The 12684-nt window shown below is 37.6% G+C and carries 17 protein-coding genes, 4 tRNA genes and 1 riboswitch; of the genes, 8 read left to right on the top strand and 13 right to left on the bottom strand.

All coding sequences use genetic code 11. The features are described from left to right. Positions 1–221: 221 nt before the first annotated feature. Positions 222–431, top strand: a complete 210-nt coding sequence (locus ACK2M2_RS12470; RefSeq protein WP_409512405.1) for a PA3496 family putative envelope integrity protein — start codon at positions 222–224, stop codon at positions 429–431. 66 nt (positions 432–497) lie between these two features. Beyond that, positions 498–1022, top strand: a complete 525-nt coding sequence (locus tag ACK2M2_RS12475; protein ID WP_419348934.1) for a YecA family protein — start codon at positions 498–500, stop codon at positions 1020–1022. Between the two features lie 56 nt (positions 1023–1078). Here ACK2M2_RS12475 and ACK2M2_RS12480 read toward each other — a convergent pair whose 3' ends face one another. The 3 genes from ACK2M2_RS12480 to ACK2M2_RS12490 all read right to left on the bottom strand — a co-directional run bounded on the left by ACK2M2_RS12480 (position 1079) and on the right by ACK2M2_RS12490 (position 2838). Next, the gene (locus ACK2M2_RS12480) at positions 1079–1504 is read right to left on the bottom strand and encodes an ABZJ_00895 family protein (RefSeq protein WP_419348936.1); all 426 of its coding nucleotides are present in this window, start codon (positions 1502–1504) and stop codon (positions 1079–1081) included. Positions 1505–1606: 102 nt separating this feature from the next. Beyond that, positions 1607–2215 carry a DedA family protein gene (locus tag ACK2M2_RS12485; protein WP_409512408.1) on the bottom strand — a complete coding sequence of 203 codons (609 nt, stop codon included), beginning with the start codon at positions 2213–2215 and terminating at the stop codon, positions 1607–1609. Between the two features lie 128 nt (positions 2216–2343). Next, complete coding sequence (locus ACK2M2_RS12490; protein ID WP_419348939.1) at positions 2344–2838, bottom strand: DUF2938 domain-containing protein; 495 nt, start codon at positions 2836–2838, stop codon at positions 2344–2346. 63 nt (positions 2839–2901) lie between these two features. Here ACK2M2_RS12490 and ACK2M2_RS12495 point away from each other — a divergent pair, with 63 nt between their 5' ends. Then, the gene (locus ACK2M2_RS12495; RefSeq protein ID WP_409512410.1) at positions 2902–3327 is read left to right on the top strand and encodes a helix-turn-helix domain-containing protein; all 426 of its coding nucleotides are present in this window, start codon (positions 2902–2904) and stop codon (positions 3325–3327) included. Positions 3328–3358: 31 nt separating this feature from the next. On the opposite strand, the gene ACK2M2_RS12500 is transcribed toward ACK2M2_RS12495, so the two are convergent. Then, positions 3359–4291, bottom strand: a complete 933-nt coding sequence (locus tag ACK2M2_RS12500; RefSeq protein WP_419348942.1) for a rhodanese-related sulfurtransferase — start codon at positions 4289–4291, stop codon at positions 3359–3361. Between the two features lie 114 nt (positions 4292–4405). On the opposite strand from ACK2M2_RS12500, the gene ACK2M2_RS12505 reads away from it, so the two are divergent. From ACK2M2_RS12505 to ACK2M2_RS12515, 3 genes are all read left to right on the top strand, one after another. Next, entirely contained in the window at positions 4406–4891 is a 486-nt protein-coding gene (locus tag ACK2M2_RS12505; RefSeq protein ID WP_409512412.1) for a DUF1289 domain-containing protein, read from the top strand. Between the two features lie 18 nt (positions 4892–4909). Then, on the top strand, positions 4910–5530 hold the full coding sequence (locus tag ACK2M2_RS12510) for a LysE family translocator (protein WP_409512413.1): 621 nt from the start codon (positions 4910–4912) through the stop codon (positions 5528–5530). Between the two features lie 142 nt (positions 5531–5672). Next, positions 5673–6071, top strand: coding sequence for a DUF2750 domain-containing protein (locus ACK2M2_RS12515; RefSeq protein WP_419348947.1), 399 nt, complete (start codon positions 5673–5675; stop codon positions 6069–6071). Between the two features lie 118 nt (positions 6072–6189). Here ACK2M2_RS12515 and ribB read toward each other — a convergent pair whose 3' ends face one another. Next, positions 6190–6849, bottom strand: a complete 660-nt coding sequence (ribB, locus tag ACK2M2_RS12520) for a 3,4-dihydroxy-2-butanone-4-phosphate synthase (RefSeq protein WP_419348950.1) — start codon at positions 6847–6849, stop codon at positions 6190–6192. 105 nt (positions 6850–6954) lie between these two features. Then, a riboswitch (FMN riboswitch) is annotated at positions 6955–7113 on the bottom strand. A 130-nt stretch (positions 7114–7243) separates the two neighbouring features. On the opposite strand from ribB, the gene ACK2M2_RS12525 reads away from it, so the two are divergent. Together ACK2M2_RS12525 and ACK2M2_RS12530 are read left to right on the top strand one after the other, a co-directional pair. Further along, entirely contained in the window at positions 7244–9028 is a 1785-nt protein-coding gene (locus tag ACK2M2_RS12525; RefSeq protein ID WP_419348953.1) for a DUF2157 domain-containing protein, read from the top strand. Then, entirely contained in the window at positions 9025–9600 is a 576-nt protein-coding gene (locus ACK2M2_RS12530; RefSeq protein ID WP_419348956.1) for a GDYXXLXY domain-containing protein, read from the top strand. The genes ACK2M2_RS12525 and ACK2M2_RS12530 overlap by 4 nt, the downstream gene beginning before the upstream one ends. 49 nt (positions 9601–9649) lie before the next feature. Here ACK2M2_RS12530 and panD read toward each other — a convergent pair whose 3' ends face one another. From panD to ACK2M2_RS12570, 8 genes are all read right to left on the bottom strand, one after another. Further along, positions 9650–10030: an aspartate 1-decarboxylase gene (gene panD, locus ACK2M2_RS12535; RefSeq protein WP_004722504.1), complete on the bottom strand. Its 381-nt coding sequence runs from the start codon at positions 10028–10030 to the stop codon at positions 9650–9652. Between the two features lie 149 nt (positions 10031–10179). Continuing rightward, positions 10180–10758 carry an aminoacyl-tRNA hydrolase gene (gene pth / locus ACK2M2_RS12540; protein WP_409512418.1) on the bottom strand — a complete coding sequence of 193 codons (579 nt, stop codon included), beginning with the start codon at positions 10756–10758 and terminating at the stop codon, positions 10180–10182. Positions 10759–10778: 20 nt separating this feature from the next. Next, the gene (rplY, locus tag ACK2M2_RS12545; protein WP_409512419.1) at positions 10779–11075 is read right to left on the bottom strand and encodes a 50S ribosomal protein L25; all 297 of its coding nucleotides are present in this window, start codon (positions 11073–11075) and stop codon (positions 10779–10781) included. Between the two features lie 98 nt (positions 11076–11173). Beyond that, positions 11174–12127, bottom strand: a complete 954-nt coding sequence (locus tag ACK2M2_RS12550; RefSeq protein ID WP_409512423.1) for a ribose-phosphate pyrophosphokinase — start codon at positions 12125–12127, stop codon at positions 11174–11176. A 37-nt stretch (positions 12128–12164) separates the two neighbouring features. Further along, positions 12165–12239: transfer RNA gene (locus ACK2M2_RS12555), tRNA-Gln, on the bottom strand. A gap of 91 nt (positions 12240–12330) precedes the next feature. Then, positions 12331–12405, bottom strand: a tRNA-Gln gene (locus ACK2M2_RS12560). 91 nt (positions 12406–12496) lie between these two features. Beyond that, positions 12497–12571: transfer RNA gene (locus ACK2M2_RS12565), tRNA-Gln, on the bottom strand. 38 nt (positions 12572–12609) lie between these two features. Further along, positions 12610–12684 (bottom strand) — tRNA-Gln (locus tag ACK2M2_RS12570).

Below are 12684 nucleotides of genomic sequence, written 5' to 3' on the forward strand. Positions count from 1 at the left end.
TTTCAAGATCAGCCCATGCGTGTTTTTTAATCTGTAGCGTGAGAATTCACAACAAAACAGAAAAACGCAGGGTGGATTATATCATTGCATAAAATAAGGCTTTTTAAAAGCCTAAAAAATCAATTTAAATGTAAAAAAACAAATAAAACTTGACAAGTTTTCAGAACAAAGATAAATAGCGCCTAGACCCATTCAAATTTTTTCCTTATGAGGTAGTTTTAGTGTCTTCTACAGATTTTGAACTAGATGATAACTACGGTGGAGATGATGATGCTGGCTTTGAAGAAACATCAAGTAAAATCACAGCGAAAGAATCTCTTGAAAAGCGTCGTTTAATAGACGATTTGCTTACACAACGCCGTTTAGATCGTGAACTGAAAGATTATGACTATGATCTAGATGATGATGACGATTTCGATGACGAAGATTAAAAATACATTGGGCATAGTGTCGGAAAATGCTATGCTTAAACTCGATACAAATTTATTGGAAACAAAATGAGTGCTTTAGATTTAGACCTACTACGCGACTATTTAGATGGCGACCAAAATGAGTTTGGTCTAGATTTCGCAGCGACACATGGTTTTTTAAGTGCTACTGCTGTTGGTCCTCATTTTGAAAAATGGCTTGATGAGCTATTTGACAATAATCAAAAGAAAGTTCCAGCAGAAATCATTGTACAAGTGAAAGCATGGTTAGAAGCACTTCGTCAAAATTTAGCCAATGAAGAAGGCATCGCATTTCCTTTTGAAATTGAAGAAGCTGATGTTGAATCAAGCCTTGGTGATTGGAGCGTTGGTTTTGTTGATGCCATGTTCTTAAATGAAGATGCTTGGTTTTCACCAGAACATGAAGAACAAGTGGTTGATTTAACTTTACCAATGATGGTTTTCAGTGGTGTGGATGATGAAGATCCACAAATGGAATCTTTCCGCCGTAATGGTCAGTTGATGGATGAAATTGCTGAAGAAATTCCAGAAAACCTCAATGAAATTTATTTAATGTTCCATACGCCTGCATAATTTTATGATTGATAAAATTTTCACGTCTATATGAATATTGTGTAATAAAAAACACCTCATTTGAGGTGTTTTTTATTAAGTCCATCTAAGCATTTTCGGGCGAACCATCCATAACTAAAATAAAATACTGCAAATTCAATTAATGTAATAAATGCAATCGCAATCAACCAAATCCACATTGGAACTTGTTTGGCAATATCAATAAAAACCTTCGTTGTTCCTGTCTCAATATTCATTAATAAGAAGAAAACAGCAAAGACGATAAAAGTACAAGCAATAGAGCCCCAAATGAGTTGTATTCTTTCATCGTCAGAAGGGAGGCGTTTTTCACGATTGACAAAATGCCATGCAGTGAAAAAACCACTAAGAATGAGTGTAGATACAATACTAGAGCTTCCTGAACTAAGCGCAGCGGTAAGTAAACCGATGAGAAAAGTGGAAACAATATAAATTCCAGTAAAGACAAGTAAATAATATTTCATTGCATCATTTCCCCAAATATATGCGAATTATTTATTTCAATATAAAACATCATTTTATTAAGATTGGAATCTTTTCTATGTAAAAAATGTGAATTTTATTGCTCAGTATTTATTTTTCTTTTGCCATTTTTTGTGGAAAAACCAAAGTGCGATGATAAGCAAAATGATAATAATCACATGACCGACTCGACTAAAAATAAGATGCATCAACTCAGGATTATTACCAAAGTAAAAACCAACACATGCTAAAAAAGTCGTCCAAATAATGGTACCCAATGCGCTATACAACATAAATTTCCAAAAGGGCATACGGCTCATGCCTGCTGGAATACTGATGAGTGAACGTACAGCTGGAATCATTCGTCCAAAAAAAACAATCCGATGTCCATATTTTTCAAACCAATCGAGTGCAGTTTGTACATCTTGGCGTTTGATAAATAAATATTTACCATATCGATCAACCCAATGAAAGAGTCGATCATGTGGGATTATGCGTCCAATACCATATAAAACCGCTGCTGCAATCAGGGAACCTAGACAACCAGCAATAATGACACCACTGAGTAATAACTTTCCCTGTGATGCTGTAAATCCCGCAGAGGGCATAATAATTTCAGATGGAATGGGAGGGAAAACATTATCGAGAAACATCAGTAGGGCAATACCGAAATAGCCCAATTGTTCCATAATGGCAATTATCCATTGAGTCATGTAATTTATTTCTCAAATATTTAAACTATCGTAGTTTTGAATTACAGATACTTACAGTATGATTTTGTATCTTTTAGATAAGTAAGAAAATAGTTAAAATATTGCACAAACTCAATATGTTTTAAACTTTATATAAGGTCGAATAAATGGAGCAAAATAGTTGAGAAATAAAGCCCTAAACCAAACATGAAATGTGTACTTATACTTTTTAACCGTGCAGACCTTGGAAACGGTGTTTGGCTTGCTGCTATTCCGAAACCTAAACAAGGTTGCATTAAAAAAAATGGGAATATGACTGTGGAAGTCCCAAAAAATAATGCAGGAAATAGTTCAGGTGATATCAACCAATTTTTGCCGACAATCATGATAAATAGCGCACTAAACATCATCCCAATAACATAATGACTGAACCAGCCGATATATTTTTCAAAACGAACATTCGGACTTTGCATGATTTTATGATGTACAAATTGTCCATGTGAAATACCGACTAGCCAACGTCCAATAAATTTATAGTTTAAAGAGGTTATATTGAAATAGCGTTGTAAGATAAAAGCATAGAAATCGATAAAAATGGTTGCACTCATTCCGATAAAAAGTACATGAAGAAGATACTCTTTCATAATTTAATCAACCTGGATTATAGTGTGAGTGAGTTTAATAGTTGAAGTTAACTTCAAGTCAATATGAAAGAACTAAGTATTTCTCAAGTTGTACGGCAGACGAAAATTCCGAGTTCAACAATTCGTTATTATGAAAGAATTGGGTTAATACATTCGATTGGTCGAAACGGGTTACAACGAATTTTTAATGAGCAAGTGATTGATCAATTGTTGTTAATTTCACTTGGGAAACAGGCAGGTTTTTGTTTAACTGATATTCAAATAATGTTGCAAAATAAGCTTATGCCTATCGATAAAGATAGACTTGAGCAACGTGCATGTGAGATTGATCAGCATATTGAACATTTAGAAACACTCAGGCAGGGATTACGTCATGTTGTAAATTGTTCGTTTGAAAATCCATTAAATTGTGCAAAGTTTCAAAAAATATTACATCATTCTAAGCCAGTATCCGTGGTAAAAAAGCAGAATAAAAAAGCCAAACTTTAAGTTTGGCTTTATATTGATTAATGAAATAAAATTATAAACGTTTACGTTTTGCCGCTAAAATTTGTGATTGGCGCATACGGAAACCGTCTTTTTGTTTTTCAGTTGTTTTATCGATGCAGTATTTGCAAGATACGCCATGCTCATAGCTTAGTTGATCAACTTCTTCTGGGAGTAAAGGCCATCCACATGCGTGACATTTAATATTTGCGCCTTCTTCCATACCGTGCGTGACTGCAGTACGACCATCAAAAACGAAGCATTCACCTTCCCACATACTCTCATCAGCAGGAGTTTCTTCTAAGTACTTCAAAATTCCGCCTTTGAGGTGGTAAACCTCATTGAAGCCTTCTTGAAGAAGTAGTGATGTAGATTTTTCACAGCGAATACCACCTGTACAGAACATCGCAATTTTTTTATCTTTATGCTGTTCAAGTTGGTTCTTTACATAATCAGGAAATTCACGGAAAGTTTCAGTTTGAGGATCGAGCGCACCTTTGAATGTACCTGCTTTAAACTCATAATCGTTACGTGTATCGACTAGAATCACGTCATCACGTGCAATCAGATCATTCCACTCTTTTGGATCAAGATAATGTCCAACAAGATCGCGTGGTTTAACTTCAACGCCTAAAGTTACAATTTCTGACTTCAATTTAATTTTCATTTTACGGAAAGGTTTTTCAACACTTTCAGATTCTTTATATTCCATTGCAACGAAGCCTTCATCAAGTAAAAACTGATGAATCTCATCGATTGCTTTACGGTCGCCTGCAACCGTGCCGTTAATTCCTTCTCCTGCTACAATAAGAGTACCGCATAGGTTGATGGTTTTTACCAAGTCTAAAAGACGTTGTTGAAGATCTGCAGGATCTTGAACTTCTTTGAATTGATAAAGTGCTGCAACAACCCAACCAGAGGTCGCTTGCTGTTCTACAGGTGCAAGCTGTTCTACAGTAGCGTTCATGGATACTCCAAATGTATTAAGATAAGTTAAAATTTCAGGCGCATATTTTAGCGCGTATTTTTGAAATAAGCGAGAATTCCATAACTTAAATATGGTTTTATTGAGGATGTTACTTTGAGTCAAGATAGAAGGATTCCTTCTTTAACCCCATGTGCAGGACGTTGTTCAACTGTATTTGGTGATGCTGTTTGTCGGGGTTGCCGACGTTTTAACCATGAAGTGATTCAGTGGAATACTTACAACGAAGCACAGCGCTTAGCGGTGTGGAAGCGTTTAGATGCACAGCTTGATCAGATTTTAGTGCCGATGTTACCACATGCAAATGTACAGCATATTGAAGGATTTATCCGTAGTAAGCGCATTCGTGTACTTGATAATGCAAGTCGTGGACGTAAGTTTTATCATGCTTTGAAACTTTGTGAAAAAAATAAAAATCTTGCTCATGATAGCGGTTTGGGGATCCATAGTGATCAAGTTAAACCACTTTGGACAGAGTTTGAGCGCCGTGTACTCGCATTAGCGACAGCAAGTTATGATTTTGCATGGTTACGTGCAGATGGAATTAGTCAAAACTTGTTGCAAATAATTGATGATGAATGATATGGATGTTTTGAGTTAATGAATATTTCAGAATATGCACTGTACTGTCTTGCTGTTGTGGTGATGATTGCAACACCTGGCCCTGTGATGTTATTGGTGGCAAGTGCAGGTTTAAAGAGTGGTTTTTCTAAAGCTTTACAGACAATTTTTGGGACTAACTTTGCCTCTTTAGTTTTGATTGGTCTTTCAATTTTGATCTTGAAAGGGTTTTTACAGATTGGGGAGCAATGGTTCGCCTTAGTAAAAGCTTTAGGGTGCTTGTATATTTTGTATTTAGGTATACAAATTATTCGTGAGGTGATGCTTGAGCAACCAGTAGCACTCAATACAAACTCATCGCTCACTGGTGGGTTTAAACAAGGTTTCTTAGTGGGAATATCAAACCCGAAAGATATTATTTTCTTTGCTGCATTTTTCCCACAATTTGTAGGTATTACATCAAATTTAAATTTAAGTTTGAGTATTTTAACCTTAAGTTGGATCATCCTTGATTTCTTAACACTTTCATTGGTATATCTATCATTTAAGCGTTTATCAGGTTCAAAGATTTATTCTAAAATCTTAGGATGTTGTGGTTTGATTTTAGTTTTAATTGCAATATATGGAATATCTACAGTTTTTTCGGTATTTTTGAATTAAGATAAGTTTATAATTTAACGTAGAATGATTTGAAATTCGAGTGTTGAAAAATAGAATATCTACCCCGTATTTTTTAAACTGCAACAATAACAAACAGAACAGATTGGATATTAAAAAGTCCAATATAAAATAAAGGTGTGTAATGAGCATTGATCCTAAAGAAATAGAAACGGTTTTACTTTTAACAGCCGAAGATCGTTACGAATTTTTCCTCGACCAAGTATCTGAAAATGGCATCCTGTGGGCGCTTTGTCATGAAACACAAGGTTGGCCAACATTTCAAGATGATGAGCAGGGGTATACTTTATTTCCTCTATGGTCAGATGAAGTTTTTGCACAACAATGTGCGGTAGGTGAATGGGAGGGTTTTGCACCAAAGTCATTTACTACTCAACAGTTTATAGATGAGTTAGCAGCACAATTAGAATCGGGAAATTTGATGGTTTCTATTTTCAAAAAGCCAGATGATTCAGGATTTATTATTCCGCCACAGCCATTGCTCACGATTTTTCAATCTTTTGTTGTTCCCAACAAATCTTAAGTCAATTTAATTTTTATCACTTAAATATGATTGATACAAAAAGCCACTGAATGATTCGGTGGCTTTTTGCTGGTCTCTGTATAAATCATACAGAGACTATTTTGAGTTATTGTAGTATTTAAACATTGTGCTGTACGCGATACTGCACAAGTTCCTCAATGGTAATGAGGGTTAAATCATGTGTTTGGGCATAAGACAACACTTGAATACCTGAAGCCATGCTGCCATCAGGGTTGGTCACTTCACATAACACACCTGCGGGCTTTAAGCCTGCTAAGCGTGCAAGGTCAATTGAACCTTCTGTATGCCCACGACGAGTAAGCACACCACCATCACGCCCACGTAAAGGAAAAACATGCCCAGGACGGTTGAGATCACTTGCAATCGCACCATCTTTAATTGCGGCACGAATGGTTGTTGTACGGTCTTTGGCAGACACACCTGTCGTTACACCTTGGGCAGCTTCAATAGTAATGGTAAATGCGGTTTTGAATTGACTTGAGTTGTCTTCAACCATAGGTGGAAGTTCAAGATGATTTGCCAATTCGTCAGTCAAAGTTAAACAAACAATACCTGATCCATCACGAATCATACGTGCCATGGTTTCGACATTCATTGTTTCAGCTGCAACAATGAGGTCAGCTTCATTTTCACGGTCAAAATCATCCATGACCAAGACAGGTTTGCCTTGGCGCATGTCTTCTAAAGCTTGTCGAATACGTTGCTCAGCAGGAGGTAGTGCTGAAAAGAAAATTTCGGGTTGAATTAAACTAGACATTGAAACGCTCTCGTAAAAAATAGATACGGTTGAACATTTCAGGACATGAGAAATAGTGGCGTTACGAAACAGCATTATACTACAAGTATAATGTGTTGAATGTGACGTCGTCTTCTTTCATCCGGACTATACCGTCGGCTCTGGAGTTTAACCAGATCTGCAATAACTTCAATATTGAGGTTATTGCTCGTGGGCTTGTTATTACAAAAAAACTGTCAGATAACTTACCACCGGTGGGGAATTACACCCCGCCCTGAAGCGATGTACAATCATTATAGACCGTTTTACAGTCTATAAATGTTTTTAATTTAGAATGATCAGTAATATAGATAGAACAAACTGTGCTAAAGCGCAGTTTATAAAAATATTGAATAATAAAGACGAGGTATCGGTATTGATCAGGACTCAGCAGAGTGTATTTTCATGGCAAAATCATAAATTTGTACAGCATTTACAGATCTTTGGTTTTATTTTAATCGCGGTCAGTGTTTTATATCTTGTGGCTGCAAATTGGTTTATGTTGCCTCAATTTGTGCAGTTAGCGGTTCCACAAATTCTATTGCTATTAAGTGCGATGACTAGTGTTTTTCTGGTAAAAAATGATTCTTTAATCCAGTGTTTACATGCTATTTGTGGCTTGATGATCGGGCTGAGTATGGCAGTCATTGGACAGATTTATCAAACAGGTGCAGATAGTTATTTGCTGTTTTTAAGCTGGTCTGTGCTGCTATTGCCTTGGTTGTATCGTTCCAATATCGGCATCTTTTTCTTGTTGTGCATTGTGAGTCAGATCGCTTTATTCTTATTCTTTATTCAAACCTTTTGGGGTGATGAATCTCCTCAAATTTTTTTACTGTCTATCCATTTTTTAGCTCTGTTACAGTTTTTATTCTGTCTTAAATATTACCCAAAAATAAGATATTTATTCATCGTTGGGTTCGCCATGCTTTCGGTGTGGTCTATGGTGATGTACTTATATGTGGATAAAGAATTAATCTATTTTATTTGTTCATTTGCTTTATTGAGCATCGCATTTATTTATTTTTATAAAAAAAATGATCAATTATGTAGTGTACTGGTTGCTGTCGCTTTAGGTGTTACATTCACTTTAATGATTGTGGAATGGCTTGGTGATTTATTTAGACAATCAGAAGTGATGGGATTGTTGATTATTGCTATGATTATTTTCGCATGGTTTGCACTGATTACTTTTTTACTGATTAAATTTATTCCACACAGCCGTTTCAATAACATTCCTTTGGCTGTTGGCGCATGGATTTCTGGGGTTGTACTGGCTTCATTGATGTTGACATTTTGGGGAAGTTTTTCCTTAATTATGGGCATTGTTTTTGTGGCGTTTGCAGCCTATATGCTTAAAGCAAAGCAAAATTTATTTTTAAGACAGCTTGCTTACTGTTTATTTATCGCAGGGCAGGTCGCTATCCTATTTCATACTTATGATTTAACTGAGAAAGTCTATCCGCTGTTATTGATTCAAATCATTGGATTAATCATTTCATATTGGGTCAGAACCCACTGGTTTTTTATTGTCATTCAGTTATCTGCGCTCTATGCTGTAGGTGTTGCCATGATCTGGCAGGATAATTCAGCCCATTTCTGGATGGGACAGATTGAAAATTTTGCTTATTTGATTCTGCTTAATTATGTTTTCTATATGAGTCTGTTGTGGATTCAAAAGATTCAACCGCAACAATATCAAAGAAGTTTGATGCTTACTAATCTAGCTATCACTATTTTTGCCGCCGTTTTTTATGCTGTTTTAGGTAAAAGTGAATTCGCTGATATTCAGCTTATTTCTATACTAACATTTGGTCTTCCTATTTTGTGGTATGTATTCTTTTTATTTTTACATATTCGAAATCAGTTCAATCTTTTAGCGCAATGCATTCTAGCGGTCTTTGGCGCAGTCCTGATTTATTATGGCTATTTTGAAATATTTATTGTTCTGGCTGTACTGTCTTGGGCTTTAATGAAAAATGATAAATTCATCTCTGCTTGCGCATTATTGACCTTAACAGCTATTTTATGGTGCTTATATTATTCACTGGAAGTAACCTTTTTGGTGAAAAGTTTGAGTATTTTTATTTCAGGTATCATGCTGTTATTGCTCAGCTTGTGTTTAATGACTTTTAAAAATCAGGCGGGGATTGAAAAATGAAAAGAATCATTCCTTTAGTCATCGCCATTTTGAGTGTTGCATTTTTTGTGGGACTGATTCTGAAAAATGAGCAGCATTTAAAACAAAGTGACAGTATTTATATACGACTTGCACCTGTAGATCCACGTTCTCTGATTCAAGGAGATTATATGGCGCTTAATTATGATTTGGGCTTCTGGGGACTTCCTGAGCAAAATAATCAGACAGATATACCATTGAATGATACGGTGATTAAAAATAAGTCTTCGGTTGTAGCTTATGTTGCATTGGATGCACATCGCCGTGTGGTGAAAACCAGTTTTGATCCACGATTATTGGAAATGTATCCATCAACTAGCCATCGTATTGTGCTTAAAAATCCAGATAACCGTCTAGATAGGCTCTATCCTGCATCGAACAGTTTTTTGTTTGCTGAAGGTTTAGCTGAATGCTATGAGGCAGCTCAATATGCTGAGTTTAAAGTGGATCAGCAGGGTAATGCTATTCTTGCATCTTTACGTGGTGGGGACTTAAATACTTTAGGTTGTGAGAATCATAAGAAGTGGTGGAGTGGCGAAAAGGCTAGGTCTTAATTGTAAAAAAACCCGCATTAAGCGGGTTTTTTAAATCTTGGGTACTGAATTAAGCCACTTGAACAGGAATACAGTTCGCTGTGTGATTTACAGTATTATCTGGATTAGCATAAACAAGACGTGGTTTATGCGCATCAGCTTCTGCATTGGTAAAATCACCAAAAGTTGCAATGATCATTAGATCACCTACGTCAGCTTGCAATGCAGCGCCACCGTTTACAGAAATAATGCCTGAACCTTCTTCACCACGGATGGCATAAGTTGTAAAACGCTTACCATTGGTTACGTTCCACATGTGAATTTCTTCGTATTCACGAATACCAGCTAAATCAAGCAAAATGCCATCAATTGCACAAGAACCTTCATAATGCAATTCAGCTTGTGTCACAACACAACGGTGGATTTTTGCTTTTAATAAACGAGATAGCATGATTTGCGTCTCCAGATAAGCCCTTACGATTGTTATTTTGTAGTTAATTAACAATTTTTAACAGGGGGGTGCATTTGAAAGCGCATTTTGCTCTTAAAAAAGTTACTCTGCAAGAAAAATTGTTTAACAACATGATTAAATAGAATCAATTATGGTTTGTATGCATTGATTTTATTCATTGCTTGTTGAATCTCACCATTAACCAGAAGTTTAGTACAACCCAATGTATGATGAATCGCATCATCCATAAGTTTTTGTTCTGATGATGGTGCACGTCCAAGCACATGCCCAGATACTTTCTCTTTAGAACCAGGATGACCGATTCCAATACGCAAACGATGAAAATTAGAACCAATATGAGGAACGATGTCACGCAGACCGTTATGACCGCCATGACCACCACCTGTTTTAAGGCGAATGATTCCTGGATTCATATCGAGTTCATCATGTGCGATGAGAATTTCTTCAGGCTTGATTTGATAGAATTTTGCGAAGGGGACAACACTTTGACCAACAAGGTTCATAAATGTTGTAGGTAACAGTAGACGAACGTCTTGACCTTCGATATTACCACGACCACTGATTCCTTTATATTTTGAATCAGTTTTTAGGTTGATGCCATATTGTTCTGCAAGGCGTTCTACGAACCAGAAGCCTGCATTATGGCGAGTCTGGGCATATTCCGAACCCGGATTACCCAGACCAACAATTAGTGAAATTTTACTCACTCATTTACACCATTGAACACTTATGCGCGTTTAAAGTCAGCGTGCATAGGTGTGTTTTTAGCAGGGTGACGTTGTAAAGCTTGGATTTTAACGCTTTCAACTTTACCATCGATGTTGATTTCGATTACTTCTTCAAAAAATTCTTTGCTTTCAAGTGCTTTAACAAGTTGACGAAGTGTTAGAGTCACAGCTACAGGTTCAGCAGCACCACCATAGATGATTGCTGGAACTTGTTCTTGAAGACGAAGGCGGCGGCTCGAACCTTTCCCTTGAACTGCTTCTTCACGTGCTACTGCATTTAATACGAAGTTTGCCATGATAGACATCCTAATTTAAGTTAATTGACTGAACTCTCGACCAGTCCAGTGATAGAAAGCCCTATCTTCAAGATAGGGCTTCGAAAATTTCGCGCTAATTATAGATAAGAATCGAACATTGCGCTAATAGATTCTTCGTTGTTAATACGACGAATTGTTTCAGCAACCATGCTGGCAACTGAAACTTGGCGAATCTTACCAAGTTTAAGAGCTTCTTCTGAAAGAGGAATGGTGTCTGTTACAACCAATTCATCAATCACAGAATTTTTCAGATTTTCAAGGGCTTTGCCTGAAAGTACTGGGTGAGTTGCATAGGCAACTACTTTACGAGCACCGAAAGTTTTCAATGCATCAGCAGCTTTACACAACGTACCTGCGGTATCGACCATATCATCGACAATCACACAATCACGGTCACGTACATCACCAATCAAATGCATCACTTGTGATTCATTTGCTTTTTGACGGCGTTTATCGATGATTGCAAGATCGATGTCACCCATTTGTTTTGCAACAGCACGTGCACGAACAACACCGCCAACGTCAGGTGAAACCACCATCAAGTTGTGATGTTGTTGTTGACGTAAGTCAGCAAGCAAAGCAGGTGTACCGTAGATGTTATCTACAGGAATATCGAAGAAACCTTGGATTTGGTCAGCGTGCAAGTCGATCATCACAACACGGTCAATTCCCACCGTTGTTAGCATATCTGCAACAACTTTAGCGGTAATAGGTACACGAGTTGAACGAGGACGGCGGTCTTGACGCGCATAACCGAAGTAAGGAATCACAGCAGTAATACGACCAGCACTTGCACGACGCAATGCATCAGCCATTACCAAAACTTCCATTAGGTTGTCATTGGTAGGGGCACAAGTTGGCTGAACGATGAATACGTCTTTACCACGCACATTTTCAGTAATTTCGACAGTGATTTCACCATCAGAAAATTTACCTACAGCAGCAGCTCCCAAAGGGATGTGCAAGTGGCTAACGACTTTTTGGGCGAATTGTGGATGCGCAGACCCACTAAAAACGACAAGATTGGGCATGAAGCACCCTTGGCGGTTGGCAGATTTTAAAAATAGATGGCAGGGGCGGCTGGATTCGAACCAACGGATGCCGAGATCAAAACCCGGTGCCTTACCACTTGGCGACGCCCCTAATGCGGCAGAACTTTACTATTTTGACGACTACATGTCAAGGTAAATTGAAATGTAATTGAAAAGTTTGCTCTGTCTTTTTTGAAGATAGATGGCAGGGGCGGCTGGATTCGAACCAACGGATGCCGAGATCAAAACCCGGTGCCTTACCACTTGGCGACGCCCCTAATGCGGCAGAACTTTACTATTTTGACGACTACATGTCAAGGTAAATTGAAATGTAATTGAAAAGTTTGCTCTGTCTTTTTTGAAGATAGATGGCAGGGGCGGCTGGATTCGAACCAACGGATGCCGAGATCAAAACCCGGTGCCTTACCACTTGGCGACGCCCCTATTACTTAGGTGAAACAAACATCTACAGATGAAAATGATGGCAGGGGCGGCTGGATTCGAACCAACGGATGCCGAGATCAAAACCCGGTGCCTTACCACTTGGCGACGCCCCT

Origin of the sequence: Acinetobacter sp. TY1 (genome assembly GCF_048551395.1) — a bacterium.
GTDB lineage: Bacteria > Pseudomonadota > Gammaproteobacteria > Pseudomonadales > Moraxellaceae > Acinetobacter.

Excerpts from the sequence above, each read along its gene's own strand:
- ACK2M2_RS12475 (WP_419348934.1), top strand. The coding sequence starts at position 498 with ATGAGTGCTTTAGATTTAGACCTACTACGCGACTATTTAGATGGCGAC.
- ACK2M2_RS12480 (WP_419348936.1), bottom strand. The coding sequence starts at position 1,504 with ATGAAATATTATTTACTTGTCTTTACTGGAATTTATATTGTTTCCACT.
- ACK2M2_RS12485 (WP_409512408.1), bottom strand. The coding sequence starts at position 2,215 with ATGACTCAATGGATAATTGCCATTATGGAACAATTGGGCTATTTCGGT.
- ACK2M2_RS12490 (WP_419348939.1), bottom strand. The coding sequence starts at position 2,838 with ATGAAAGAGTATCTTCTTCATGTACTTTTTATCGGAATGAGTGCAACC.
- ACK2M2_RS12495 (WP_409512410.1), top strand. The coding sequence starts at position 2,902 with ATGAAAGAACTAAGTATTTCTCAAGTTGTACGGCAGACGAAAATTCCG.
- ACK2M2_RS12500 (WP_419348942.1), bottom strand. The coding sequence starts at position 4,291 with ATGAACGCTACTGTAGAACAGCTTGCACCTGTAGAACAGCAAGCGACC.
- ACK2M2_RS12510 (WP_409512413.1), top strand. The coding sequence starts at position 4,910 with ATGAATATTTCAGAATATGCACTGTACTGTCTTGCTGTTGTGGTGATG.
- ACK2M2_RS12515 (WP_419348947.1), top strand. The coding sequence starts at position 5,673 with ATGAGCATTGATCCTAAAGAAATAGAAACGGTTTTACTTTTAACAGCC.
- ribB (WP_419348950.1), bottom strand. The coding sequence starts at position 6,849 with ATGTCTAGTTTAATTCAACCCGAAATTTTCTTTTCAGCACTACCTCCT.
- ACK2M2_RS12530 (WP_419348956.1), top strand. The coding sequence starts at position 9,025 with ATGAAAAGAATCATTCCTTTAGTCATCGCCATTTTGAGTGTTGCATTT.
- panD (WP_004722504.1), bottom strand. The coding sequence starts at position 10,030 with ATGCTATCTCGTTTATTAAAAGCAAAAATCCACCGTTGTGTTGTGACA.
- rplY (WP_409512419.1), bottom strand. The coding sequence starts at position 11,075 with ATGGCAAACTTCGTATTAAATGCAGTAGCACGTGAAGAAGCAGTTCAA.
- ACK2M2_RS12550 (WP_409512423.1), bottom strand. The coding sequence starts at position 12,127 with ATGCCCAATCTTGTCGTTTTTAGTGGGTCTGCGCATCCACAATTCGCC.